We start from the raw sequence: 26,607 nt of genomic DNA, 5'->3' as shown, positions 1-26,607 counted from the left end.
GATATGAACGGGCTGTCGACGCTTGATGAAATCATAGGCGCATTTCTGCGCCATATTGTGCTGCTGGCATTGATTATTGCTGCCGGTGTCGCAGCGTCATTGTTTTATGCTGTTAGCTTGCCACGTGAATACCAGGCAACTGCGGTGATTCAAATTGAGCAGTCACAAGTACAATCTCCAAGTTTTGAAGGAGCAGGGTCTTCAAACGCACGTACATTGCAGCAGCTGCAGATTATCGAACAGCGTGTGATGTCTCGGGACAATCTGTTGGCGATTATTGAGCAAGAAGGCCTTTTTTCTGAGCTGCCTGACATGTCTGATACAGATAAAGTGGTCGCATTGCGCATCGCAGCGGGTGTTACACGTGTAGCAGACCCGGGCTTGGCCTGGCGTCCGGATGTCATTCCAACCGCTTTAAGTGTGAGCGCGCGCCTTGGTGATCCAGATATTGCAGCCCGCGTGGCGAATACGCTTGTGAACAACGTGCTTGAGCAAAACCGCCAGCGCCGCGAGGTTCGGGCGAGTGAGACTTTGGCATTTTTCGAAAGTGAAGAGCGTCGACTAGGAGCAGATATCCAAGCTCTTGAAGCGCGGATTGCCACGTTTAAACAATCCAATGACGATCGTCTAAGCGCAGGATTGAGTTCAAAGCGCGAAGAGCTGACAATTTTAAGGCAAGAACGCTTGGACGTTGAACGCGAAGTGATTGAACTGAACGCAGGCAATCGCGGCTCGCGGAATACACAACTGACCAATCGCTTGGCGCAGTTACAACAACAGGCAGCCTTATTGGACATGCAGATCAACGAGATTTCTCAGTTGATTCAGGGTGCACCCGAAGTCGAACGCGAGTTGAGCGGGTTGGAACGTGAATTGCAAAAGCTGACCGATCAGTTTCAGGTCATTACGCGCAATCAAGCTGAGGCAGAAATGTCATTGATGCTGCAGGCAAGCCAGCAAGGTGAAAGCTTTCGAGTGTTAGAACGTGCAGTTGCACCTGAAACGCCTGTCGCACCAAATCGCAAACGCATTGCTTTAATGGGGTGCATTTTGTCAGGGCTCGCTGGTGTCGTGATGGTCTTATTCCTCGAATTGCGCAACCCGATCATACGCACTGAAAACCAATTGGAGCGACAGCTTGGACTCCGCGCAGTTGCCGTGATTCCAGCCGTACACGTGGCGCGTGAACGGACTTGGCGGCGCGTGTTCTGGACTGTTGGCATTCTATTGTTCGCGATAGCAGTGTTTGCTGTGATCGCCATCGTATCAGTCAGATAAAACTGTTTAAATATCATGGAATTAGGCGCCCAAATTAGGGCGCCTTTTTTGTGCCGTATTGCCAAGAAACGCGAATCAATAGAACCGTTTAAGGCGAATCTATCTGACGTGTTTTACTAAATTTCGCATTAGTTATTCATTTCCCTGATCTTTGTTGCCACCAAAGAAACATCGCTTATCAAGCAGATTGCAACATTTCTTTGAATTTCATCTGATTGGTTCAGTTTTGTGGACGATCAATTGATGAATTTGCGGTAAATGTGCCGAAATTGATCTGAAGTTTTCGTGAAAATCTTTAAAATCCTTTAAAAACAATAAATTATACCTATGCGTGTATGGCGATAATGTGGACGAATTTAGGCGCATTTGATAATATCTTTTGGAAAGTTGGGTCTTGAATAGCCAAACAATCGAAAACGGAACTTTGCTTAGGCCAGAGACGGCCTATCGGGGGCAACGATATGCAAAGTTTCATTCCCTGAGAGATCAGGGCCTCACGGCTTCGGCCGTGTAGGGATTGCTTTGCTGTCAAAATGAGGAAGTGGGATGGCCTATTTTGATCGGCGCGAGTTAGCGCCTACGCAGTATGTGAGCAGAACCGCCCCCGGTCTGTATCGTTCCGTTTTAAAACGGATATTGGATTTGGCAGCTGTTGCTGTGCTTGCTCTACCTGTGTTCTTGGTGATCGCGGTGCTTGCGGTTTTTGTTGCTAAAGACGGTAAATCGCCTTTTTATATTCAAAAACGGGTCGGCAAAAACGGCCGCGAGTTTTCGATGTTGAAACTGCGCAGCATGGTGCCGAACGCTGAAAGTGTATTGCAAGAATACCTTAGCTCAAATGCTGAGGCCCGCGCTGAATGGGACGAAAAGCAAAAACTGCTGAGCGACCCGCGCATTACTCCGATTGGTCATATGATCCGTAAAACATCTTTGGACGAGCTGCCGCAGCTTTGGAATGTTCTGCGCGGCGAGATGTCCTTAGTGGGTCCACGCCCGATGATGCCTTGCCAACAGGAACTTTATCCAGGTGTGTCTTACTACGAGATGCGCCCAGGGATTACCGGGCTTTGGCAGGTGTCAGAACGCAACGAGACAAGTTTTGCGCAGCGCGCTCAATATGACAATCGGTACCATCGTGAACTAAGTTTTAGATCAGATGTTTCAGTGATGTTGAAAACGGTTGAAGTTGTTCTGCGCGCCAAAGGCTGCTGATAAAAATTACAGAAAATTGAAAGCACGTCATGAAAATGGCGTGTTTTTTTTGTTTTGTTGACGTCTTGTACCTGCACAATATGAGCGTAATAGCGCCCCAATAGGCGCGGTAGCAAAGAAACAGCGAAATGCCCAATAGCATTGCTTATCTGGTTCTGGCCCTTTGGCCTTTGGTGATGTTCGTTTTCTTTAAACGGCTGCCGGTTCGGCGTGCGCTGATTTGGTCGTTCTTATGCGGTTACCTGATCCTGCCACCGTATCCGACTGGTTTTGATTTTCCGTTACTTCCGCCGCTGAACAAGGAAACATTACCTAATATCGCTGCAGCTTTTCTTGTGATTGTTGTTGCTAAAGAACGGATCGATTTCTGGCCGAAGTCCACCGTGATGCGCGTTTTATTGGCGACATTTGTGTTCAGCCCAATCTTTACGGTCTTTACCAATGGAGAACCGGTGTTGTTTGCTGCGTCAGGGCTGCGTGGGCTTTATCTGATGGATATTGTTGCGCTGATCTTCAACCAACTTATCATGGTACTTGGCTTTGTGCTGGCACGCCAATTCCTGTTTAAGCAGGAACACCTCAGAGAGTTGATGATGGCGCTGTTCATCGCAGGGATTGTTTACGCTTTCCCAATGTTGCTTGAGGTTCGCTTGAGCCCGCAATTGAATGTTTGGATCTACGGTTACTTCCCACATTCGTTTGAACAAATGGTGCGGGGAGGGGGGTTCCGCGCGGCGGTCTTTTTGGCACACGGCATTTGGGCTGCGATGTTTATTTTTGTAGCCTTGGGTGCTGCGCTCATTCTTTGGCGCAACGAACCCAAGCGCGGCCGACAATGGTATTTCATCGGCGCGATTTTCTTGGCCGTTGTTTTGGTTTTGAACAAAACCCTCGGCCCGGTGGTCTACGGAGTGGTGCTTGGAACAATCTTATTGTTTTCCAATTGGCGTATCCAAGCCCGTATTGCCGTGGTTTTGGCGGTATTGGTCATTGCCTATCCGATGGCCAAAACCGTTAACTTTGTTCCCGAAGATAAAATTCTTTCAATTGCAGAAAAGGCGAGCGTAGATCGCGCGAATTCGCTGCGCTTCCGCTTCCAGAACGAAAACATCCTTTTGGATCGGGCGCTGGAAAAACCGCTGTTTGGCTGGGGAACATGGGGGCGTAATCACATACATGATCCTGTGACCGGGCGAATTCTAACTGTCAGTGATGGGCGATGGATTGTGACCATCGGTGTCTTTGGTTTAGTTGGGTTTTTGGCAGAATTTGGACTGTTGGCTGTTCCGATTTTTCTATTCGCGTTTTATGCATTTCAAAGTCAAAACAAAGACGCCCAACGGTGGCGTGGGCAAAATCGCGTTGAAATTCCAGTCAAGAAAAGCAGCACAGAGCGTCTGACGCGTTTCACACCATCTGCATTGGGCGGTGGGATTGCCTTGCTACTGGCCGTAAATCTTGTCGATCAGTTGCCAAATGCGACTTTAACGCCGGTCACTTGGCTTTTGGCAGGCGCCCTGTTGGGCTATGCCGAACGCATTGCGATGAAAGCTCAAAACATTGAAACGCCGCGAAAGCAATTGTTGGTAGATGGTAAGAAAAAGGTCACGCTAGAGAGCGGCCCACGTACAATCCTTTAAAGATCGAAGCCTTAAGACGTGGGCTTAATTTGGCGTTTGGAAATAACACGGGCCGGTATGCCTGCAACAGTTTCATAATCCCCGACATCCGAGGTCACCACAGCATTCGCGCCGATCCGGGCGTGGTTGCCAATACGCAAAGGACCAAGAATTTTTGCGCCAGCGCCTATGTCGACATGGCCGCCAATAGTCACGGGGCCAGCTAGGGTAACTTGTTGAAAAATAAGGCAGTTAGGGCCTATGGACCCTTCGGGGTGAAGTATGATTCCGGTTGGGTGAGGTAGCAATAGCCCACCACCAATTGGCATATGCAGATGGATTTCTGATTGCGTCATCAGTGACCAGAACCAATGGTTCAAAACCCAATAGTTGCTGCAGATTTTGCTAAGAATGCCGGATCTATTTTTCAGGGCCTGATAGCGACGCACAGCACGCAAAAGTTTGCGACCTGGGTCCCATGGCTTTTGAATGGCCTCTCGGCTCCAATCCGGGTCGGTCTCTGAAATCTGTGTTTCACTTGGCATCTGTCGCCTCGTCAATTCATCTTAAGCAGAGCGTTTGCGCTGTTGAAGTGCATTCAAAACCTGCCTTGGCAAAATTGCAAAACATTTGGCGTATCTGCCAGCCATGCGCTTTGGATTGGATACCAGCCGCCACAGCCATTCCATTGCAATGGAGCGCGCCCATTTTGGAGCACGTTCCTGGGCACCGGTTAAGAAATCCAGACCTGCTCCGATGCTGACGAACCCTGTTTGAGGCGCGCGCGCGCGTCCATGGATGGCCAGCATTTCTTGTTTGGGCGCACCGAGTGCCAAGAAACACAGTCGAGCACCCGAAGCATGCACCGCATCCAAAGCGGCTTTGGCTTCTTCTCCCATGGGATCAAAACCAAAAGCTGGTGAAATTTTACAAACGACATTCAGGTCGGGAAACTTGTATTTCAACACTTCGGCGGCTCCATCCAGGGCGCTTTCCGTTGACCCAAGCATCGCCACAGGCATGCCTGCTTCTGCAGCCTGCTGACTAAGGGGTGCAACCAAATCTGATCCCGGAAGCAAATCGATTGGGTGACCTGCCATCTTTGACATCCAAACGATGGGATTTCCGTCGGCCACCACGATATCATGTTCCGAATAGGCCGTATAAAACGGCTGATCGGCATTCATTTTTACAAGGTGGTCTAAGTTGAGGGTCGCAAGGCTAAAGCCCTGATTGTCATTGTATTTTTTGGAAATAATTGCATTGAGATCGGCACCTGTCGCGACAGTCACGGCCACCGGACCATGTGTCGTTTGAAATTCCATTGCGCGCTCCTTGCTTTAATGGCTTGTGTTTATCACGCCATACGCACAATTCCACAATTGAAATCAAAACCTGCTAAAGACATCAATTGCCAGACGGTTGACGTATTCTTGTCGATTTTGAGCAGTAAATCGGCAATCATTGGCGGCAAAGATGCACGTCGTAGAAAAAGTAAGAGCAGGCAACTAAATGAGGCCTTTGGCAATCATCGGCTGTGGCTTTGTCGCGGATCTCTATATGAGATCACTCGCGACCTTTCCGCATGTCCAAATCGCGTCAGTCTATGACCGAGATGCTGCGCGGCTCAAGGCGTTTTCTACGCATTGGAATTTGAGAGCAGAATCTGATCTTGATACGTTGCTAAATCGGCTTCCTGCCGGCAGCCTTGTGCTTAACCTGACCAACCCGGCCAGCCATTTTGAGATCAATGCGGCCTGTTTAACGGCCGGCCATCATGTCTATTCAGAAAAACCCCTGGCGGTATCGATGGATGAGGCACGTGCCATTCATACCTTGGCATCAAATCAGGGACTGCAGGTTGCATCTGCCCCTTGTAGCGTTTTGGGCGAAGCGGCACAGACAATGGGAAAAGCCATTCGCGATAAACGGGCTGGCGAGACGCGACTGATTTATGCCGAGCTGGATGATGGGTTTATTTCCCAAGCACCATTTCAAAGCTGGCGCAGTGAAAGTGGAGCAATTTGGCCTGCTGCTGATGAATTCCAAGTTGGTTGCACGCTAGAACACGCGGGCTACTACCTGGCGTGGCTGATTGCATGGTTTGGCCGTGTAAAAACCGTTGTGGCGGCCTCAACCGAAGTCTTGCCCAACAAAGACCCAAGCGGGCAGGGCACGCCTGATGCTTCGGTCGCAACATTGTTTTTTGAAGATGGTCCAATGGTGCGTCTGACGTGTTCGATTGTTGCGCCACACAATCACGCCATCAAAGTTATTGGTGACGACGGGGTATTGGAAATGACCAAAGCTTGGGACAACGATGCCAAGGTGAAATACCGAAAACGCATGGTTTTAAGGCGTCGTTTGTTGGAACATCCCATTGGTCGACGAATTAAAATTGACGGGCCCACACATCCCAAGGTCAAACGTTGGGGCGCGGCGGCAATGAACTTTGCCTTGGGGCCAATGGAAATGCTTGAAGCCATTGATGAGGGGTGTGATGCGCGCCTATCCGGCGACTTCGCTTTGCACCTGAATGAGGTGACATTGGCCATTCAAAACGCAGGTCAATCTTCGGGTGCACAACAGATGACCACCTCATGTGATCCAATGGAGCCGATGCCATGGGCACGTTAAATAAAATCGCCTACCTCACAGGGGAATACCCACGTGCCACTGATACGTTTATCCAACGTGAAGTTGCTGCATTGCGCGCGCTGGGGCGCGAAGTCTTAACGTGTTCGATCCGGCAAACCGGACCGGAACATCATGTGGGCCCAGAACAGCGGGCCGAGGCTGCAAAAACATTTCACGTTTTGAAAACGGCGAAATCCCCTTTGCATTTGCTGCGATGTCACTGGCGATTTTTATCTCGTGCTCCCGGCAGGTACTATGCGACTTTGAAATTGGCGTTCGGCACCAATCCCGGTGGTGTTAAGAATACCCTTTACCAGCTGTTTTACTTTGCTGAGGCTGCGGTTCTGGGTGCTCATTTGCAGGACCAACAGGTCACGCACCTGCACAATCATATTGCCAAATCCAGTTGTTCTGTGGCCATGCTGATGTCTGAAATGACGGGGATACCCTTTAGTTTCACCCTGCACGGCCCTGATATTTTCTTTGCTCCGGGCCATTGGCGGCTGGATAAAAAGATTGAAAAAGCAAAATTTGTGGCCTGCATCAGCCATTTTTGCCGCTCGCAAGCGATGAGCTTTTCAGCGCCAGATCATTGGTCAAAGCTGCATATTGTACATTGTGGCGTCGCGCCTGAGCGGTATGACAACAATGAAGTTCCAGATGATGACAGCCTGCTGTTTGTTGGGCGCTTGGCCGCTGTGAAGGGTCTGCCAATTCTGTTTGACGCATTGGTCGATGTGCCGGCGGCGCACTTAACGGTTGTCGGGGATGGACCAGATCGTGAGGCATTACAAATGCAAACACGTGATTTGGGCATCTCGGATCGCGTTGATTTTGTGGGCTACAAGTCGCAAGATGAAGTGGCGAACTATTTGAAATCACACAAGGTATTTGTCCTGCCGAGTTTTGCTGAAGGTGTGCCAGTTGTTTTGATGGAAGCCATGGCTTCAGCGCGTGCAGTCATCACGACAAAAATTGCAGGTGTCCCAGAATTGGTCGAGCAAGATGTTTCGGGCAAACTAGTCTCCCCTGGCGATGTCAAAGGTCTAAGCGGGGCCATTACGCAACTACTTGTGGATGGAAAACTCTGTGCTGCCATGGGCAATGCTGGAAAGGCGAAAGTAGCAAAGTCTTTTGATGTGTCCAAAGAGGCTGCGTGGTTGTCTGAGTTGTTTGATGGCTATGCAGCCAACGACGTTCCGAACGGCCTAAGACCGGAGATCGACGCATGAGGCAGGATATTGCCATCGTAGCTATTGGTCGAAACGAAGGGGAGCGGCTGCGCGCCTGCTTGACCTCTTTGCAAGGGTTGCGCGTGGTTTATGTGGATTCAGGATCCCGTGATGGGTCTGTTGCGCTGGCCAAATCAATGGGCGCTGAGGTCGTTGAGCTCTCAACAGATCGTCCTTTCACTGCAGCGCGTGCGCGACGTGAGGGATTTGAGCATCTGATGCAAAATCAATGCCCTGCTATTGTTCAATTCATCGACGGAGATTGCGCACTTGATGCTGCTTGGATCGATCAGGGGCTTGCCGCGTTAGAGAGCGATCCTAAGGTTGGTATTGTTACGGGGTGGCGGCGTGAAATTCACCCGGACGCAAGCGTTTACAATGATCTTTGTCATCATGAATGGAACCGTCCTGCAGGAGATATTTTAACCTGTGGCGGAGATATGATGGTGCGGTGTGAAGTGATTGAAAAATCAGGGTCATTTGATGATCGCGTGATCGCTGCTGAAGACGATGAATTCTGCGTGCGTGTACGGAAATCGGGTTGGAAAATCCTCCGTATCCCACAGGAAATGACCCGCCATGATGCGGCGATGCTAACATTTGGCCAGTGGTGGCAGCGCGCCGTGCGCTCCGGTCACGGATTTGCGCAGGTAGGGCATATGCATCCACCATATTTCGCAAGAGAGCAAAAACGCGTTCTGATCTATGGGATTGCGATCCCGCTGCTGATGATCCTTGGGCTGTTCACTTGGATCGGCTTGACCCTGCTTGGTCTGAGCGCCTACGGCTTTAATTATATGCGTACGCGACAAGGCTTGAAGGGCGAAGGGTTGACCCTGTCGCGCTCCGCACGCCTTGCGCGCTATATTACACTGTCTAAGCTGCCCAATGCTTTAGGCCTTATTGAATTTCACCGCCGCCGTTTACTGGGGCGGACCATGCAAATCATCGAGTATAAGTAATGACACAACACCCAATCAAAACCGCCATCATTGGTGCAGGATATATTGCAGATTGGCATGCTGAGGCTTTACAAACCACAGAAGGTGTCGAACTGGTTGCGGTTTGCGATCTGTCGCGCTCGGCTGCTGAAGGTTTCGCGGAGCGTTATGGGCTGGTCGCTTACACAGATTTGGATGAGTTGCTGGCAGCGGGCGTATGCGATGCGGTGCATATTCTAACGCCTCCAGACAGCCATGCGGTTTTGGCCCAGAAATGCCTAGAGGCTGGGGTGCATTGCCTTGTGGAAAAACCTGTGTCGCTTAGTCATGAAGAAACGCAATCTGTAGTACAAGCGGCTGAAACCGCTGGGAAAACCTTCGTCGCAGGCCATAATTTTATGGGGTTGCCGTCATATCAACGTCTAAAAGAGACGGTGCAATCCGGCGGCCTTGGGCGCGTCACGTCTGCAGATATAAACTGGCATTTTCCGCTTGCGCCGCTGCGTTCTGGTCCATTTGGCCTTTGGTTGCTTCGAGAGCCTAGAAACCTGTTGCTGGAACTTGGGCCCCACCTCTATGCGTTTGCGGTCGATCTCTTTGGTCCGATTGAAATTGAACATCTGAGTCTTGGCAAACCCATTGCCTTGCCTGCCGACACAGATCGTCCGCAAAGCTGGCGCATCATTGCGCGTTCAGGCGAAGTCGATCTGACGTTTCATATTTCACTGGTGGAAACTGTAGATGATCGGTCGGTGACTGTGCGTGGCAGCACTGCGGCGGCGCGTTTGGACTACGCCAATGATACATTGGTCATGCAACGTGAAAATGCCTCTGACATAGTGATGAACCCATGGCGCAAACAGATGGATCAAGCCGGTCAACATCTGAAGGAAGGGTTTGTGAATGCCGCGCGGCAAGTCAGTTCGCTTAATCGCAAATCAGCTTATGGACTAAGCTTTCAAGGGCTCTTTTCGGCCTTCTATGGTAGTCTAAATTCCGGTACGTCTCTGGACGCTCGCTTTAATGGTGAGGCGGCGCTTGAGGTGATGCAGGCCATTGATAAAACTTTGGAAATGTTGCCTGAATCCGCTGCGAAACCTCTCCCGAAAACCAAGAAGAAACCGAAGCCAACAGTACTTGTGATCGGCGGAACCGGATTCATCGGGCGTGCACTGACACGGCAACTGGTTGCGCAAGGTAAAGACGTACGCGTGTTAAGCCGTGGCCGGACTGGCCCGTTTGATGACATCGCTGATCATGTCGATCTTTACTCTGCCGCCCTCAACAATAAAACGGCGCTTACCGAAGCCATGCAGGGCATCGAGGCGGTCTATCACCTGGGTAAATCCATGGACACCACATGGGAAGCGTGTTTGCAAAACGACGTTGGCGTGACGGTTGGCATCGCCGAAGCTGCGATGGACGCAGGCGTTAGCCGCTTTATCTACACCGGCACAATCGCCTCCTATGATATGAGCGACCAAGACGAGACAATCACAGAGCACACCGGATTTTCGCAGGATATGAGTGATCGCAACCTATATGCGCGCTCTAAAGCGAAATGCGAAGAAGAGCTTTTGAAAATGCACGATCGCGATGGCCTGCCTTTGGTTATTGCAAGGCCAGGTATTGTTGTCGGCGAAGGTGGCCCTCTGCAACATTGGGGCATTGGCCGTTGGCACGGGGCAGGGGCCGTACGCATTTGGGGGCCTGGCACCAATATCTTACCATTTGTGCTGATTGATGATGTTGCCAAGGGCCTGATATTGATGATGGAAACACCTGAAGCGGTTGGGAAGTCCTTTAACCTTGTTGCTGATCCAATGATGTCGGCGCGCGATTATTTTGCCGCCATTCATACAGCACTTGGGGCGAAGATCGCAGTTTCGTCCGGCAATTTAAATGTCTTCTGGGCGGCTGATGCAGTGAAATATGGATTGAAAAAATACGCGCTACGTCGGCGTGGCGCGATCCGTCCAAGCTTGGCGGATTGGAAATCCCGCGCGCATTTCTCGCCGTTTGATAACAGCTTACCGAAAGACATTTTGGGCTGGTCCCCAGAGGGCAACAAAGAGGTCTTTGTTGAGAAAGCGATCACCAAGGCCAATCTGCTCGGATTTTAAAGATTGCCATAATTTACGCCATTTTGGTGCTTAGGATATGTGAACCACTGTCATGGCCCAATTTGGCGAGCAAGGATGAAACCTATGAGTGACAAACATTTACAGCGCACCTCGCGCAATGAAGTCTACATGTCCTTAGGGGATGAAGCCCAAGTTCTGTGGGACGAAATGCATGAGATCACGCTGGATGAGGCTCATCTGCGTCGCAATCGCATTGTGACCGCTCAAAAGACTGATCCAGTTCACAAGCGTTTTGATATGTTGCGCACGCGCCTCTTGCTGGCGATGCGAGAACACGGGTGGTCCCGTATTGCGGTGACCGGTGTGACTGAAGGATGTGGTGCAAGTTTTGTCGCAGCCAACTTGGCTTTGTCCGTGGCGCGTATGGAAAGTGTGCGCACGATCCTCTTTGATATGCATTTCACCAAGCCTAGCCTGGCCAAGCTTCTGGGTGTCGAAAACCCGGGTCGGCTTAGCGACTATCTGGCCGGGCATATTGCCCCTGAAGAATATATGATCCGTGCCGGTCAATCGCTGGCTCTGGGATTAAACGACACCAAAGTGTTTCACTCTTCCGAGCTCATTCAACAGATGATGACAACTGATGTTCTGTCGGAAATGCAGGATTTACTGAGCCCGGATATGGTGATCTTCGATCTGCCATCAGTGCTGGACAGTGATGATGTGCTGGGCTTCTTGCCTAATGTAGACGGTGTTCTGCTGGTCGTTGGCGGTGGTCAGTCGCTTCCGGAAGAGGTGCAACGTGCCGAACAAGCATTGGGTGACAAAACCCAACTGTTGGGTGTTGTCTTGAATAAGGCAGAAAGCCTGTTTTCCTAAAATGTTAGGTGAGGGCTTAGGCCCTCGCCATCACGATCAGCCCAAGTGTGATGATCGCCAACCCCAGCGCACGCGTATTGTTCCAAGGTTCACCAAGGCCAACCACTCCGATTGCAAAAACAACGATAAAGCTAATGGCCACAAACGGGTAGGCCAGCGACAGATCAAGCTGGCGCAACGCGAAGAGCCAAAACAAAGTTCCAACGCCATACGCTGCAAGACCGGCCAGAATGAAAGGTGAGGCTGCAAAGCCCATTGTCTTTTGTATGGCGGATGCACCCGCGTCAAAACTCAGTCGTGAAACGCCAAGTTTGAAGGCCACTTGACCAAGGCCTGAAAGGCAGACGGACGTGATTACCAATAAAAACGCGTTTAAACTCATAGGAATACCCCTTCTATAACGAGGAATTTCGCTGCAAGGACCACGCCGATGGTGATGCCAAGTGTGATGCGGCTGATTGGATCTTTGAGGGCAAAAACAACCGGATCATCGTCAATTTGATCCCGTAGAGCTTTTAGCCAGGCTCGGAAAATCCAGAACATCATCAGCGGGGCGATTAACCACAGGATCTGAACAGCGCCATAGGTTTGTGCCACATATGCGCTGTTGAGATAGAGTGTCAGTGTTAAGACGGCGAGCCCACCAGTTGCAATCCCCATGGGGAGTATCGCCGCGAGGTCAGAAACCAGATATCCACGTGCAGCGTCTTTGCCTTTGGCCTGCACGCGCAGCATTTCGGTATAGCGTTTCATGAACGCGAGACTGGCAAAGAAGAAGAGTGAGAAATTTAACAGCCAAGGTGAGAGTGCTGTGGAAATTACGACGCCACCAACAAATATACGCAGCGTGTAAAGGCAGGTTAGAACGACCACATCCATGATCGGTTTGTGCTTTAGCCACGTGGAATAAAGCGTTGTCGATATTATATAAAATATGAACAGTGATGTGACGATTGCACCAAAGTAAAGGGCACTGCTGGTCAAGGCAATCCCAAGTAAACCTAAGGCAGCGATAACGCCCTTGATAGGGCTCAGCTCGCCCGCCGCGAACGGGCGAAATTTCTTTTTACTGTGTTTTCGATCCGCCTCGATATCCAGAATATCGTTCACGATGTAGATCGCAGAGGCGCAGAAGCTGAATATAATAACAGCAAGCAAAGCCTGTGCGATTTTAGTCACGTCACCATATTGATGCGAGAAAAACAGCGGTAGCAATATCAACGCATTTTTAGCCCATTGGTGCGGGCGCATTGCTTTCAGCAGGGAAGCGGGCGTTGAAGGCCGATCATGAATATCCAGAGAAACAGGTATCTGTTTCTTCAACGGAGCCGCTACCGCGGGTGCATTCACGAAGCCTACTTTTTGGGCGTCGCGCCAAATCGGTAGGTCCGCCTTTGAATCTCCAATATATTCGAACTCGGAAACCGATTTTTGGATCTCGGAAAGTTTTGCTGAACCTTTCAGGTTTTTTCCAGGTTCGGAGGCGATGACGTCGCTGAATATATCAATATATTCAGAGACTTTCTTCGCAATCTTCATGTCCGTTGCAGAGGCAAGAATAATTTGCCTTCCTAGCGCCTTTTCCTGTTTGAGGTAGGTCAGAACCTCTTCTCGATAAGGCAACGTGGCCGCGTCAAACTGCGTTGTTTCCGAAATCGTAGTTTTGAGCTCAGCCTTGCCGCGCAATGCGGATTTTAACAAGGTCACCCAATTTTTTGGATGTGCGGCTGCTTGGCACAGCAATTCTTGTGCCACATCGGTTTTTACCAATGTGCCATCCAGATCCACATAAATTGGCAGTTTTGGCTGCGCCGCTGTGTCCGCCATGGTGCCGTCCATTTTTAAGCTCGTGTTCTTATTGCCATGTGCCGCAAGTTTAACGTGGAATGGCTTCGAAATATTGTCTCAATTGCGTCTAAAGTAGGATAAAGAAAAAAAGTTACTTTTCCACTGGGGTTGTCATGAGAATTCAAGAAAATCAAAAGGTTGAGTGGGGCCCTTTATTGACCTTATTCACCATTGGATTTGCGATACGTACCATTGGAGTTGATCACGGTGCGATCCTTGGCGATGAGAGGATCAATGAGGCTGCAAAAGTACTGACGGGGCAACTGGTACCAGATCACCATTTTTACCCACCGTTACTGAACTACGTAACCGCGGTTGTTTATGGCGGGATGTTCGCAATTGGAAAGGTTTTAGGGATTTGGCCCGACCCAACTGCCTTTCGTGCTCAGTACTTCATCGACCCCACGATATTCAACGTAGCAGGGCGCGTATTGGTTGCTGCGATTGCCGCTTTGACGGCTCCGATTGCCTATTGGTTTGCGCGAAGAATGGACTATTCCAAGCTGGAATCCTTGTTCATTTCAGCGTTTTTACTAGTTACCCCAATTTCAGTGTATTTGTCGTATATATTCAAGGGTGACCCGGGTTTGGCGTCGTTTTCGCTGCTTTCAGTTTCCATTTTTGTTATAAAAGTGAAATCTGGTGTGAGCCCAAAACTAGATGTGGCGCTTGCATTGGTGATGGTTCTTGCTCTGAGCTTTAAGCACTCTTATCTCTTTTTGATGCTGCCCTTGGCCGTGAGTTATCTTGCCTGTGTGATCCCATCAATTGGCGCGATTGAAACCCTAAAATCTGTTCTGCGCATATTCATCACAGGTTTGATTGCATGGCCGATTTTGAACATTGGTATTGTTCTGGATTTCCAAAACTTCCTTGCGTTCCAAAAAGTCCAATCTGTCATGTCGATCACATCGGGAGGGACCTTTGTAGAAGCTCTACAGCTCCTGTGGTCTCGGATGATCCATTGGCAAAGTGGGATTGGCGTGATTTTATCGATTTTATTTGCGACCTTCCCACTCGTGGCCTTAGGAACCAAGGCACCGCGCGCGCTGATTGCTGCATGGGGCGCTGTTGTCCTCGGGATGGTACTGGTGGTCTACCTCGTTCGATTGCGTCAGCCAGAGCATCTGTGGGTCAGCTACTTTGTAATCATGGTGCTCTTTGCAGGAATAACCTTGGTGGAAGTTACACGCCTTCTTAAACCACTTGGTGTTTTTGTTGGCGCTACGGCTTTGGGGATCGCATTAGTTGGGTGCATTGGGATCTGGCAGCAAACATTGGCGCGGCCGATGACACAGGATATCGCAGCGTCTCTTACAGCGCGATACACGGATCGCAAAGTCGCGACAGGGATCCCATTGCCACAGGTGCCTCAATCGCGTGTGGCACAGGATTATGAGTTTTCGCGTCATCAAAAAACGGCAGAAAAATATAAGATTTCTTTGCCGCCCTTGTCAGAGGAACGCATTGTGCCGCTCGATCGGGCAGGCACGCAGTTTATTTTACCTCTGCCAAATCCCATGTCCGGGCTGGAAAATGCGCGGGACGAGGATTTGATTGGAAATATCCAACCCTACGCCTGGCCTCCGCAAATCACAGATTGGCGGCTTGATGCCTGGATTGAGGATGGCGTGGACGTTTTTGTGGTTTCAAATTTGGCGTTTCTACGGACTGAAACAACATCAGATATGCTGCGCGCTTTTTACAATGAATTGAATGAGCGTTGTCAGATCGCAGAACGGTTTCATCCGCGCAAGCCATTGTTTCTAGAAAGGGAAACTGTGATCATGGATTGCGCGAATGCACGATAACATCAGTTTATTTTGAATTTGGGCGTACGCGTGCTGCTGTCTTATCTGCAAAGGCCGCCAGACGCGCACGTGCGTCAGGTTGCGTATTCACAACGCCTGCCACAACGGCCTCTGCATAGGCTGCGTCCATCGCCGACATGTTCTGCATGTGGCTGATGGCAGAGCAGATCGCGAAGTTTGTGAGTGGTAGATTTGCAGCGGCACGTCGTGCAAGTTCAAGCGCTTTGTCATAGCTGGACCCTTCCTCCAGATATTGCGCAAGGCCAAGATCGACGGCCTCCTGCCCCTGATAAACGCGCCCCATGAGCATCATATCAATCATCCGCGCCTTACCGATGAGGTCTGCCACGCGAATGGTTGCCCCGCCGCCGGTGAACAGGCCACGTTGGCCTTCAGGAAGGGCAAAATAGGTGGATGCATCAGCAACTCGAATGTGGGCAGAGCTGGCAAGCTCTAGGCCACCGCCGACAACGGCTCCTTTTAAGGCGGCAATGACGGGCACTCCGCCATATTCCATTTTGTTGAACGCCTCATGCCAGCGCAGGCAGACGTGCATAAAATCAGCAGGGCTGCGGTCTGCGTCGTGATGTTCTATCAAATCAAGACCTGCGCAGAAATGATCACCCTCAGCTGCGAGGACGATCGCTTTTGCACCCGCGCGCGGCGCATTGCTGAACAGAGTCACGAGCTCTTCAATGGTGTCCAAATTCAATGCGTTGCGTTTTAGCGGCCTATTTAACGTGACAATCCAGACCCCATCTTCTTCTTGTTCTAGGGTCAGATTATCGAATTGATCAGGGGGAAGAGTTACAGACACGGATCACCTATTGTTGCGTTAAGTGCCAGTATCGCCATATATATTCATAGGTAAATCGCGCTGTATGACAAAAAATGTGCATAAAGTGACAAGTTGAGGCGGGAATTGTAAATGAATGTCGGAACACAATCCTACTCGACCATTTCGTATGAAATGTTGTCTGATCTGTTGTTGGCGCTACAACAAATCTGCTCTGACAAAGACTATATCTCGTTGTTGCATGGCGCCGGTTTGGAGCAGCCGGATGATCCTAAAAGGGCGCGTGTTTCTCGTGAACAGATCGTAACGCTCTACCAATCTGCAGCTCTGGTAACCGGCGACGAAATGATGGGATTATGGAGCCGACCGATCCGAAACGGAGCATTAAAGCAAATCTGTTCATCGATCCTCGGCGCACGCTCCATGGGGGCAGGGATCAATCGGTTTACGACCTTTTGGAACCTTGTTCTGGATGACTACGCGCTTGATCTCAGCGTTGATGCCGATCATGCGACCTTGTCACTTAAACCGCGCCAAGAGGGTTCGGTTCAACGGTTTGGGCATATGCTGATGCTGAAACTTACACATGGATTGGCATCTTGGTTGATCGGACGCGAAGTGCCGGTTGCACAGGTGCATTTCGCTTTTGCCAAGCCCGGATTTGCGCAGGACTATACGGTTCTTTTTCCGGCGGAATGCCAGTTTTCAAAGCCTTTTTCTTCGATTTCCTTTGAAACACAGTATTGGCGGCTTCCTATTCAACGCGATCCGACAGAACTACAAAATTTTCTAACCCGTGCACCGCGCGATTGGATTTTCACATCGCTTAAGGATCATTCCTATGCGCTGAGGGTGCGCGAGGTCCTGTCGTTAAGTGGGTTTTCGTCAACCGTATCAACGGCTTCCGCAGCTTTGAATTTAACGCCTCGCACGTTAATGCGACGTTTGGATCAAGAGGGGTCGTCTTATCAGGATATCAAAGACAGCCTGCGTCGAGATTTGGCCATTTCCGCCCTACAGGAAGGTCAAGCCATTGAAGCGATCGCGCAGGATTTGGGGTTTTCATCCGCCTCTACGTTCCACCGCGCATTTCAACAATGGACTGGGCGAACACCTGGGCGTTTCACAAGGCCTTAACAATGTCTTCGTGCCGTGAGGGGTCAATTCGGATCACTAGAAAAAGTCGCGTTTCCGGTAATTTGGAAAGTGTTTGGTGCGGTCGAGATTAGCCGATGTAGCGTTTTATATTGTCGCACAAAGTCGCTTTTAAGCGTTATTTTACAAAGGCTTGAATTGAAAACTTGTCGCATGGTGTCTCACGTTGTCGCATCATATCGCGCGTTCAAAAAGGGCACTGGAAAGGGCACTAGGAAAGAAGTTTTTAAGCACTTCAACGTGCAGTAGTTGCACCAACCGCTCAAGTAGAAAGCGTATGACGAACTAGGTGAAACGTTGGGAAAGCGGTGCCTAAACTTAAGACCATAATTGACTCTAAACTAGTGTGGTGCCTGAATGCGCAATAGTTTTAGTCGGATTATTAGATGAAATACGTTCCACCCTCCACTTCGGAAACCGCCTTCAATTGCCCCCACTGTGGAGCGCTTGCCAAACAGACTTGGTACAAATTACGAGCAGAGCCTGAAAAAAATTCTGCCCCACTCCCCCTGATTGCTAGAGAAAGTGACGACAGGGACTGGGAGTTTAATGAGATTGATGATGTCGAAATGCGAAAAAAGCTTAGGAAGTGGGGAAGCCGCATGTTGACTGGTCGTCCGTTTTTTACATCTGGGAAGGATAATAAATATCACTTTCAGACAGTGAATAATCTGGCAATTTCGTCTTGCTTTAATTGTGATGATATTTCGATCTGGATCTACGACAAACTGATATATCCTCAACAAGGAGAAGCGCCGTCTCCCAATCCAGAAATGCCAATTGAAATCCGCAAAGATTATTTAGAGGCCAGCTCGATACTTGCCTTTTCTCCAAGAGGTGCGGCCGCACTACTTAGGTTGGGAATTCAAAAATTATGCAAAGAATTGGGTGAGCCCGGACGAAACATCAATGAGGACATTGGCGCTCTTGTAAGCAAGGGGCTTAATCCTCGAGTTCAAAAAGCTCTCGACGCTGTTCGAGTAATAGGAAACGAAGCTGTCCATCCTGGCGAAATTGATCTTCGCGATGATCGGGCTACTGCCGAAGTGCTTTTTGGTTTGGTGAACCTAATTGTCGAAAAGATGATTTCGGAACCTAAGCATGTTGATGAAGTCTACGCAAAGCTACCAAAGAGAAAGCTGGAAGCAATCAAGAAACGGGACAAATCGTAAGCTCTTAAAGTGGAGTGGTTTTGTTACACCGTTAATAGCTTTGTTTGCTTCATCATAATAACGGATCGCTCTAATTTATTTCTTCGGACAATTCGATTGCCTCGTTACGGCAGTCGAATGAATGAGCCATTTCAACCTTTGTATTGCATTTTTCCAGTTTCATCTTTTTTCGATTTACCAAGGAATTAATGGGACAGAAACTAACCACTACAAAGCAAGTTTTCTGGATTGTTATTTTGGAGCCCTTCCTCGAGGAAGGTATGTGTTGGTTCTGGTTTTCGGAACCAAAAGGGGCACTGAAACAGCGAAAAAAGGGCACTGGGATTTTCGAAAAATGAAATAATCCAGTAAAATCAACTACTTGCTGGATTAGGTGGTGCGGTCGAGAGACAGCACTGAAGCGTCGCATGCTGTTTCATGCTGTTTATTAAGTTTCGCAATATCAATATGTTGAGGTGGTTGTCTGTCTCATGCTGTCGCGCATTGTTGCGTCACAGCGCGCTTTCAATTGGGGGACTGGCTGGGGGACTGAAGCAGACTTTGTTTTGTTTACCACTTGGATGCTGATCAGTTTTTTAGACAAGATCTTTAGCTCAGATACCCCCATAAGCTTCGGAAATTTGGTCTTTGAATTCAGGTAGTTCTAATTCCAAAAAATGTTTCCCAATTTGGGATAGGATTTTCGGATTTTCGAGGTTTGGGAAAAGATTGGACAAGAGATTTCCCAATGCTTCTGATGAAAAAATGAAGATTATTAAAATTTGAGCGCTTGCTTCATCCATGTCTCTAGATGGGATAATTGGGTCAAATTTGGTTTTGAAGAGATTAGTAGAATGGAAGCTGCCGTGTACAATTTCGGAAGCAATTGAATGACCGGATTGCTCAACTGTTGAGAATAAAACCGACGATCTTTTTGAAACGCAGCCAATAGCTTTGATGCGTCCTTCGCGGTCTAGCTCAATTTCAGTTTTTGAGTTTCCGCTTTTCTCAAAGTACTTCACGGCGTCTTTGATTAAAGGAGACTCTCGGTTCGTTTTATAACCACCACTATTAAGGTGTCTGATACCACCGATTGTGAAGTGTTTTTTTTGATCTTTCAAAAATCTATAGGCCGAGTAAAGAATTGATCGCTTGCTTGCATCGCCTTCGTCAGCCAAAATGTAGGAAGCATTAAGAAGCCTCTCGTAGTACATTCTTGCAAGAGGGAAAGCAGAAGGTGTCCGAACTGAGCGTTCTTTTAATAGTTCTGGGATCAAGGTTCCGGTTGCAACAGCAGATAAAAGTAAACTTGAAGCGACTTTAAATTGGTCACCGCTTAGTTTTTTGTTTGTTTTGGATTCCAGAATTAATTCCACTGAAGTCCGTTGTAGCAAAAGTAAAGCCAAGTTCGTGAGTTCTGCTCGACCTCGCGAGGTGTCTGTTTCAAATGTTTCGAAATGAATATTGCTCATTTCAACCTCCCCGAAATCATAATCTCACAATTAAATTTGCATTAGCTAAATATCGACTTAACCATTTTTAAGAAAAATGGCGCATGGGATCAAAGGGTAGAACCGTATTATTTTCTGGGGGACCAATTGGGGGACTGGAAATAAAATACAGAATAAAATCCATTAAAATCAATGGGTTATTTTTGTATTGGTGCGGTCGAGAAGACTCGAACTTCCACGGGAGTTACCCCACAGCGACCTCAACGCTGCGCGTCTACCAATTCCGCCACGACCGCACATGACTTGGTGACGGGTTCATAGCGAGTCGCCCTGTCGAAGGAAAGCGCAAAAATCATCCGGAAAGAAAAATAATTGCGCTTTCTAGTGCCGTTGCTGACCATGGTTTTCACCGCGTTTAGGCACGGTATCGGTAGACCGGCAAGACGGTTGTAATTTTAAAGTCTTTTCGTTTGCTGGTGCGCCAGAACAGGATCGCAATATACAGAGCCGCCATAAGGAAGAGTCCAACCAGAGGTGCCTCATCTGAGAAAGCGCGTGAAAACGTACGTTCGGGCAGGAAGTTCAAAACCAGTGGCAAACCAAGGCCAAAGGTGGCGAGGTTTCTAAGGGCGGCTTGATGACCTTTAATATTGCCTTTGATGGCCATCCGGATCGCAATGAAGAGTGTCCAAAGGGTTAAGATGGCAAGGCCGTGAAGAAAGCTGAACCGACCAACGCCGCCGACGCCAGAAATCGTAAATGAGGACAGCGCGGTGATCGCCATGGCTGTGACCCAGACGTATCCTAATGTTTTGTGCATTCGATCACGTTTCTGTCGCCATAAGACAAAAGGGGTCAGCATCACTGCAATCATCGCGCTTGTCGCATGAATGGCGATATTTGGCTCCATTGTCAGAATTATGTTTAGGTCAATCATGGCGAGCTCCTAACGGGCGGGGTGGGTGTTTCGTATTGAAAAACACATCGCGCACTGGCACATCTGAGGCGATTGCTGAAACGTGAAAGACCGGAGCGATACGTGGAAGACAGCCCTTTGCAATCCGCGAAGCGTGAAATGCAAGTGAATGCGCAGAACAAATCCGTCTGGGTTTGTTTGATGGCGGCCGGCGTCATCTTGGGGATCGCTGGGCCGTTTGGCACGGATCAGGTTTTACGCGCTGTACCGCGTTTGATGTATTGGTTTGCCCTTACGATCGGCTTTTATTTCGTCGGATCCTTTGTAGGTACGTTTCTGAGCCGGGTTTTTAGCTCAATAGGGCTGCCGTTCTGGACGGCTATAGTTCTGGCAGGAGCCGGGGCAGGTATTGTGATTTTTATCTTTTTGATGGGGATAAATATCGCGCTGTTTGATGTGCCTTTGGATTGCCCAAGCTGTGTCGGAATCCTTGCGGCCAATGTGATTGGGATCGCGATCATCATCACTTGCAGCATCGTGTACCTGAAAGAGTTGCATCCAGCAGAAGATGAAGCAAAACCAGCCGCTGATCTCGGTGAAGAGCCTCAACCTCCAGCGATTTTAAGGCGGTTGCCCTTTGAGAAACGCGGCCCGCTATATTCTCTGTCCGTCAGCGATCATTATGTGGAAATCACCACTGCAAAAGGCGCCGTACTTGTGCTGATGCGTCTGAGTGATGCGATTGCTGAAACAGGTGCTGTTTCTGGTTTGCAAGTGCACCGCAGCCATTGGGTTGCACTTGCTGCCGTTGCCTCTGCGAAGCGTGATGGGGCAAAGGCGATCTTGACCTTAAAGGATGGGCGTGAAATCCCTGCAAGCCGTACCTATATTCCTGCTTTAAAGGAGGCTGGGGTCCTGCCCAGTTAAGCCATGGTTGAATGGAAAATCTCTAATGGTCTGACCGACTATCAAGATGCGGTGGACTTTATGGAAGCACGGGCCGATGCCATTCGTAAAGGCGAAGCGGATGAGTGCATCTGGCTCGTCGAGCACCCGCCACTTTATACTGCAGGAACCTCAGCCAAGGTGGAGGATCTGACAGATCCTGACCGCTTTCCAGTTCATACCAGCAAACGCGGCGGTCAATATACCTATCACGGGCCGGGGCAACGCGTGGTCTATGTGATGCTTGATGTTGCCAAGCGCGGCAAAGATGTCCGTGGATTTGTCGAGCAGCTTGAAAGTTGGGTGATTGCCACGTTGGATCAATTCAACATCAAAGGCGAAATCCGCTGTGGGCGCGTTGGCGTCTGGGTCGAGCGCGACGATAAACCTCTGACGGTGACGGGCCAAAAAGCAGAAGATAAGATTGCGGCTATTGGCATTCGGCTTCGAAAATGGGTCAGTTTTCACGGTGTTTCGATCAACGTTGAACCTGATTTGGAGCATTTCACCGGGATTGTGCCCTGCGGCATTACCGAATTTGGTGTCACGTCTTTGGTCGATTTAGGGCTGCCAGTCACCATGGATGATTTGGATGTCGCATTGGAGCAGACATTCAAAATGCAGTTTGGGCAGGACTAATCACAATCCTTTTGCCGCGCTGATTTGTCCGTTGCAGTGCGGCTTTTACTGCTTAGGTTCTGGACATGAACGCGCAAAACAGAGTGAGGATGCGATGAAACGTATCATGTTGATTGCGGCAAGCGTGATGCTTGCAACACAGGTCCACGCTGAAGGTGATATCGCCGCTGGCAAAAAAGCTTTTGGCAAATGTAAATCTTGCCACACAATCGCAACCCCAGAAGGCGAGGTCTTGGTGAAAGGCGGCCGGACGGGTCCGAACCTTTACGGTGTCATTGGCAATACCGCTGGATCTGCGGAATTTAAGTACACTAAATCTTTCAAAGCGCTGAACGAAGCAGGTTTGGTTTGGGATGAAGCCGCTGTCGCAAGCTTTGTCACAGATCCGCGTGGCTTCCTGAAAGAGCAGGGTACTGACGGCAAAACGCGCATGACCTTCAAGTTGAAAAAAGGTGGCGCAGATGTTGCCGCTTATCTGGAATCCTTGGGGCCAATTGTCGAAGAAAGCGCAGAGCCACTTCCAGTGGAGGCTCCGGCACCCGAGGCCGCAACGGATACAAATTAACTGGCTCTATCGCTTGATCGATGGAATTGAACATCACCCCGTCAGCTTTGCGCTGGCGGGGTTTCTATTTCAATTCGTGTCCGTCTTCCATCCCCCGGACCTTCTAGGTCATCCAATTTACTAAAGGTTGGTTAACAAACATAGCGATTTCGAGGGTTTTGCCGTCAGTTGCCTAGGTCGGCTGTTGTCGGTGTTGGTGCTTAACTTAGGGTGTTCAAAAATAATTGAATGCCCAAGGACCAGACATGGTTAAAGCGCTCCCTGCCGAAAAATCGCTAACGCTTGCAAAGCAAGCCGTTAAAAAGCAGGACTGGTTAACCGCACAACGGCACTACAAATCGGTACTGGATCGATTTCCTGGAAACAAAAAAGCGGCTAAAGCGCTACAAAACGTACGACAGACCTGCGCACAGGGTCTCATCGAGGCCGCCAATGAGGCGCAGAAGGCTGAAGACTGGCGGCATGCTGCTGCATGTTTTCGAGGCGCGTTCTACTTATTGCCAAGCAACGGGTCCATAAAAGAGGCCTTGGTGAAAGCGTCGATCGAAGCATTGGAGTTTGGTCAGGCGCTGGAGGCGATCGACCAGACGCTTGCGGAACAACCGGACAACGTTGTTTATCTGATCTATCGCGGCAAAGCGTTACATGGTTTGAACAAGTCCGTTCCAGCGCGGCAAGCTTTGGAAAAGGCATCGCAGTTGGCTCCTGGAGATCCGCAGGCGCTTGCCTCGCTGGCGCTGGTTGAGCAAGCACAGGGGCATTTGGATAAGGCGTTGCAATGTCTTGAAGACGGCTTGAAAGCTTCGCCTTGGGATGTTGCCTTGCTGCGTAGCCTTGCGATGTTAAAGTCAGATTTTGCGCCTGGTGATCCCTATATCGACCAAGCACGGCAAGCGCTTGCAAAGCTTGGCAAAGACACAGAGCAGGGGGCCCATGTGCAATTTGCCCTGTTCGATATGTTGCACAAAGCCGGCGACCAAGACGCGGCCTTTCCCTATTTGCGTCAGGGCAATGAAACATTAGCGCGACTTCACCCGTTTGATTTTAAATCCGAAGCCTATGTTGGCGCCTTGAGCAAGGCGCATTTTCAATCCGCTCTTCCAGAACAGCCATTAGATACTCCACCGAAATTCATCTTTGTCACAGGCCTCCCAAGAACGGGAACCACGCTGGTTGAACGCATTCTGGCGCGCTCTGAAAATGTGCAGGCCGCAGGAGAATTACATATTGTCAGCTCCGCCGTACTGGCGCAGTTGCGTGAGCTCCGTGGGCGAGCTGATCAAATGTTGAAACCGTCCGATGTTACCGCAATTCGACAAAAGGTCCTTGAGGGGTTTGATCAGATCTCAGATGGGCGCGCTGTGATTGTTGATAAGATGCCTGCCAATTTTAGATGGATCGGCCATATTTGCGCAGCGCTGCCTGAGGCGCGAATTGTGCATATGAACCGTGATCCGCAAGCCGTTGCTTGGTCTTTGTATCGGCATGTGTTTCAGGGGCGTGGGCAAGACTATGTCTTCACGCCCCAGGACATTGCGAAATACATGATCTTTCACAAGGATCTGATGGCGCATTGGCGCAAAACCTGCCCGGGGCGGATCTTTGACTTGAATTACTCTGATCTGGTTCAGGATCAAACAGCCTCAACAAAGGCTTTGGCCAAGGCTGTATGCTTGGAATGGTCAGAGGCTTGGCTGAGCCCGGAAAAGGCAGAAACACATGTACGCACATCAAGCGCGGTACAGGTGACAAAACCGATCTATCAAGGCAGTGATCGCAGTTGGACCGCATATGAAACACAGCTTGCTTCGCTGCAAACCGCACTTAAGGCCGGTAAATTAATTTAAAGCGTGTAACTCGCGGCTTTGAATAAAAAAGCCCGGTACGTGGCGCGTACCGGGCTTCTATAACGTTTGGTGTCAGCGTTAAGAACTGAAGCTGTTTAGCAGCAGGAACAACATCGCAGAAATGATCGCTGTGGCTGGCACAGTGATGATCCAAGCGGCTGCAATTGTCAGGAAGTGCGAACGGCGCACAAGTTTGCGGCGACGGCGCTCTTCACGAGAGTATTGCTTGCGCTCTGGCATCGCGACACGCGCTTTTTTGATGCGGCGCTCTGTGTACCACTCGCGGAAGAAGCCGACCCCAAAGACGCCACCCACGGCGATATGGGTGGAGCTCACAGGAAGGCCCAGCCAGCTTGCGACAATTACTGTGATCGCTGCGGACAGGGCCACACAGTAAGCGCGCATCGGGTTGAGTTTGGTGATCTGGTCGCCCACCATTTTGATCAGCTTAGGTCCGAATAGGAACAGACCAAATGAGATACCAAAGGCGCCGATGATCATAACCCAGAACGGAATGCTTACCGAGGCTAGGAAATCGCCGGTCCCAGAGGCCTGAACGATTGCTGCCAGCGGACCAACCGCATTGGCAACATCATTTGCACCATGCGCAAAACTAAGCAAAGCAGCTGAGACCACCAGCGGAATACCAAACAAGACTTTCAGCGACTTGTTGCGGTTCTCAAGGCCCTCGGACTGCTTTTTGATCAATGGGATCGTAGCGGCCCAAACCAGAATGCCTGCAGCGGCCCCAATCATCAGTGCCATTTGAAGATCAATCTTGATGATTTTCTTAAGACCTTTGATGGCGAGGTAAGATGCAAACGCACCTGCCATGATACCAACCAGTACCGGAACCCATTTGCGAGCGGCTGCGATCTTATCTTCTTGATAGACGATCCGTACTTTGATGAACCAAAGGAAACCTGCCGCAATCAAACCGCCAAGCACCGGGGAAATGACCCAGCTGGCTGCAATTTTGCTCATCGTGCCCCAGCTCACAGCGCCAAAGCCTGCCGCCGCGATACCAGCGCCCATGACGCCGCCAACAACTGAGTGTGTTGTGGACACAGGTGCGCCGACCCACGTTGCCAAGTTGACCCAAAGCGCTGATGCCAGCAGGGCAGCCATCATGGCCCAGATGAAGACTTCGGTTGTGCCAAGGCTTTCAGGATCAATGATGCCTTTGGCGATGGTTTTCACCACATCGCCGCCCGCCAGAAGTGCCCCCGCGCTTTCAAAGACGGCTGCAATCAGAATGGCGCCGCCCATCGATAGCGCCTTGGCGCCAACGGCAGGACCCATATTGTTGGCAACGTCATTTGCGCCAATGTTCAGCGCCATGTAAGCGCCAAAGGCCGCCGCAATGGCTACAATCAGTGTGTTACTGGATTGCCCAAAGAACAATGCGGCAGCCAAACCAGCAACCGCAATGAAGACAAGCGCAATGCCACCGCCGATGATGGGCCGCGCTGCAAAGGACGTTGCGCTTTCAAGATTTGAAAGCCGTCCTAAGTCACGGTCCAGCGTCTCAAGATGGCGCGGATCAAGATTGTTAGACATGAAAGTCCCCCGATATTTTCAAGCGGGAGTATTGGGGCCTA

Annotated in this window: 23 protein-coding genes and 1 tRNA gene; 15 read left to right on the top strand and 9 right to left on the bottom strand. The window is 49.9% G+C overall.

What is annotated here, in order from left to right; translation table 11 throughout:
- Positions 1–3: 3 nt before the first annotated feature.
- The 3 genes from JXQ85_RS14040 (at position 4) to JXQ85_RS14030 (ending at position 4,130) form a co-directional block, all read left to right on the top strand.
- Positions 4–1,278 carry a GumC family protein gene (locus JXQ85_RS14040; protein WP_421749566.1) on the top strand — a complete coding sequence of 425 codons (1,275 nt, stop codon included), beginning with the start codon at positions 4–6 and terminating at the stop codon, positions 1,276–1,278.
- A 546-nt stretch (positions 1,279–1,824) separates the two neighbouring features.
- On the top strand, positions 1,825–2,490 hold the full coding sequence (locus tag JXQ85_RS14035; RefSeq protein WP_421749565.1) for a sugar transferase: 666 nt from the start codon (positions 1,825–1,827) through the stop codon (positions 2,488–2,490).
- 128 nt (positions 2,491–2,618) lie between these two features.
- Positions 2,619–4,130 (top strand): hypothetical protein, encoded by a 1,512-nt coding sequence (locus JXQ85_RS14030; RefSeq protein ID WP_421749564.1) that lies wholly within the window; start codon positions 2,619–2,621, stop codon positions 4,128–4,130.
- 11 nt (positions 4,131–4,141) lie between these two features.
- Here JXQ85_RS14030 and JXQ85_RS14025 read toward each other — a convergent pair whose 3' ends face one another.
- On the bottom strand, positions 4,142–4,654 hold the full coding sequence (locus tag JXQ85_RS14025) for a serine O-acetyltransferase (protein WP_421749563.1): 513 nt from the start codon (positions 4,652–4,654) through the stop codon (positions 4,142–4,144).
- A gap of 21 nt (positions 4,655–4,675) precedes the next feature.
- A complete protein-coding gene (locus JXQ85_RS14020; RefSeq protein WP_421749562.1) occupies positions 4,676–5,434 on the bottom strand; it encodes a WecB/TagA/CpsF family glycosyltransferase in 759 nt (252 codons plus the stop codon).
- Between the two features lie 187 nt (positions 5,435–5,621).
- Between JXQ85_RS14020 and JXQ85_RS14015 the strand changes: the two genes are divergently transcribed.
- The 5 genes from JXQ85_RS14015 to JXQ85_RS13995 all read left to right on the top strand — a co-directional run bounded on the left by JXQ85_RS14015 (position 5,622) and on the right by JXQ85_RS13995 (position 11,882).
- On the top strand, positions 5,622–6,746 hold the full coding sequence (locus JXQ85_RS14015) for a Gfo/Idh/MocA family protein (protein ID WP_421749561.1): 1,125 nt from the start codon (positions 5,622–5,624) through the stop codon (positions 6,744–6,746).
- Entirely contained in the window at positions 6,734–7,978 is a 1,245-nt protein-coding gene (locus JXQ85_RS14010) for a glycosyltransferase family 4 protein (RefSeq protein ID WP_421749559.1), read from the top strand. Before JXQ85_RS14015 ends, JXQ85_RS14010 begins: the two co-directional genes overlap by 13 nt.
- Positions 7,975–8,940, top strand: a complete 966-nt coding sequence (locus tag JXQ85_RS14005) for a glycosyltransferase (protein ID WP_421749558.1) — start codon at positions 7,975–7,977, stop codon at positions 8,938–8,940. Before JXQ85_RS14010 ends, JXQ85_RS14005 begins: the two co-directional genes overlap by 4 nt.
- Complete coding sequence (locus JXQ85_RS14000) at positions 8,940–11,042, top strand: NAD-dependent epimerase/dehydratase family protein (RefSeq protein ID WP_421749556.1); 2,103 nt, start codon at positions 8,940–8,942, stop codon at positions 11,040–11,042. Before JXQ85_RS14005 ends, JXQ85_RS14000 begins: the two co-directional genes overlap by 1 nt.
- Positions 11,043–11,126: 84 nt before the next feature.
- Positions 11,127–11,882 carry a CpsD/CapB family tyrosine-protein kinase gene (locus JXQ85_RS13995; protein ID WP_421749555.1) on the top strand — a complete coding sequence of 252 codons (756 nt, stop codon included), beginning with the start codon at positions 11,127–11,129 and terminating at the stop codon, positions 11,880–11,882.
- Between the two features lie 16 nt (positions 11,883–11,898).
- On the opposite strand, the gene JXQ85_RS13990 is transcribed toward JXQ85_RS13995, so the two are convergent.
- Both JXQ85_RS13990 and JXQ85_RS13985 read right to left on the bottom strand, forming a co-directional pair.
- A complete protein-coding gene (locus JXQ85_RS13990; protein ID WP_421749554.1) occupies positions 11,899–12,264 on the bottom strand; it encodes a hypothetical protein in 366 nt (121 codons plus the stop codon).
- On the bottom strand, positions 12,261–13,721 hold the full coding sequence (locus tag JXQ85_RS13985; RefSeq protein WP_421749553.1) for a UbiA family prenyltransferase: 1,461 nt from the start codon (positions 13,719–13,721) through the stop codon (positions 12,261–12,263). The genes JXQ85_RS13990 and JXQ85_RS13985 overlap by 4 nt, the downstream gene beginning before the upstream one ends.
- 164 nt (positions 13,722–13,885) lie before the next feature.
- Here JXQ85_RS13985 and JXQ85_RS13980 point away from each other — a divergent pair, with 164 nt between their 5' ends.
- Positions 13,886–15,541, top strand: coding sequence for a hypothetical protein (locus tag JXQ85_RS13980; protein WP_421749552.1), 1,656 nt, complete (start codon positions 13,886–13,888; stop codon positions 15,539–15,541).
- Between the two features lie 7 nt (positions 15,542–15,548).
- Here JXQ85_RS13980 and JXQ85_RS13975 read toward each other — a convergent pair whose 3' ends face one another.
- Positions 15,549–16,322 (bottom strand): crotonase/enoyl-CoA hydratase family protein, encoded by a 774-nt coding sequence (locus tag JXQ85_RS13975; RefSeq protein WP_421749841.1) that lies wholly within the window; start codon positions 16,320–16,322, stop codon positions 15,549–15,551.
- Positions 16,323–16,469: 147 nt separating this feature from the next.
- Here JXQ85_RS13975 and JXQ85_RS13970 point away from each other — a divergent pair, with 147 nt between their 5' ends.
- Positions 16,470–17,474: an AraC family transcriptional regulator ligand-binding domain-containing protein gene (locus tag JXQ85_RS13970; RefSeq protein ID WP_421749551.1), complete on the top strand. Its 1,005-nt coding sequence runs from the start codon at positions 16,470–16,472 to the stop codon at positions 17,472–17,474.
- 404 nt (positions 17,475–17,878) lie between these two features.
- Positions 17,879–18,664 carry a DUF4145 domain-containing protein gene (locus JXQ85_RS13965; protein ID WP_421749550.1) on the top strand — a complete coding sequence of 262 codons (786 nt, stop codon included), beginning with the start codon at positions 17,879–17,881 and terminating at the stop codon, positions 18,662–18,664.
- Between the two features lie 593 nt (positions 18,665–19,257).
- On the opposite strand, the gene JXQ85_RS13960 is transcribed toward JXQ85_RS13965, so the two are convergent.
- The 3 genes from JXQ85_RS13960 to JXQ85_RS13950 all read right to left on the bottom strand — a co-directional run bounded on the left by JXQ85_RS13960 (position 19,258) and on the right by JXQ85_RS13950 (position 21,031).
- On the bottom strand, positions 19,258–20,115 hold the full coding sequence (locus JXQ85_RS13960) for a hypothetical protein (protein ID WP_421749549.1): 858 nt from the start codon (positions 20,113–20,115) through the stop codon (positions 19,258–19,260).
- Positions 20,116–20,303: 188 nt separating this feature from the next.
- Positions 20,304–20,390 (bottom strand) — tRNA-Leu (locus tag JXQ85_RS13955).
- 119 nt (positions 20,391–20,509) lie between these two features.
- Positions 20,510–21,031, bottom strand: coding sequence for a DUF2306 domain-containing protein (locus tag JXQ85_RS13950; RefSeq protein WP_421749548.1), 522 nt, complete (start codon positions 21,029–21,031; stop codon positions 20,510–20,512).
- Between the two features lie 102 nt (positions 21,032–21,133).
- Between JXQ85_RS13950 and JXQ85_RS13945 the strand changes: the two genes are divergently transcribed.
- The 4 genes from JXQ85_RS13945 to JXQ85_RS13930 all read left to right on the top strand — a co-directional run bounded on the left by JXQ85_RS13945 (position 21,134) and on the right by JXQ85_RS13930 (position 25,006).
- Positions 21,134–21,937: a LytTR family transcriptional regulator DNA-binding domain-containing protein gene (locus JXQ85_RS13945; protein ID WP_421749547.1), complete on the top strand. Its 804-nt coding sequence runs from the start codon at positions 21,134–21,136 to the stop codon at positions 21,935–21,937.
- A gap of 3 nt (positions 21,938–21,940) precedes the next feature.
- Positions 21,941–22,594 (top strand): lipoyl(octanoyl) transferase LipB, encoded by a 654-nt coding sequence (gene lipB / locus JXQ85_RS13940; RefSeq protein WP_421749546.1) that lies wholly within the window; start codon positions 21,941–21,943, stop codon positions 22,592–22,594.
- A gap of 94 nt (positions 22,595–22,688) precedes the next feature.
- Complete coding sequence (locus JXQ85_RS13935; RefSeq protein WP_421749545.1) at positions 22,689–23,159, top strand: c-type cytochrome; 471 nt, start codon at positions 22,689–22,691, stop codon at positions 23,157–23,159.
- 245 nt (positions 23,160–23,404) lie between these two features.
- Positions 23,405–25,006, top strand: a complete 1,602-nt coding sequence (locus JXQ85_RS13930) for a tetratricopeptide repeat-containing sulfotransferase family protein (RefSeq protein ID WP_421749544.1) — start codon at positions 23,405–23,407, stop codon at positions 25,004–25,006.
- 78 nt (positions 25,007–25,084) lie between these two features.
- On the opposite strand, the gene JXQ85_RS13925 is transcribed toward JXQ85_RS13930, so the two are convergent.
- On the bottom strand, positions 25,085–26,566 hold the full coding sequence (locus tag JXQ85_RS13925; RefSeq protein WP_421749543.1) for an inorganic phosphate transporter: 1,482 nt from the start codon (positions 26,564–26,566) through the stop codon (positions 25,085–25,087).
- Between the last annotated feature and the right edge of the window lie 41 nt (positions 26,567–26,607).

This window comes from Cognatishimia sp. (genome assembly GCF_049116455.1).
Lineage (GTDB): Bacteria > Pseudomonadota > Alphaproteobacteria > Rhodobacterales > Rhodobacteraceae > Cognatishimia.
Note: the sequence above shows the minus strand (reverse complement) of the source record. Positions and strands in the feature narration are given on the sequence as shown.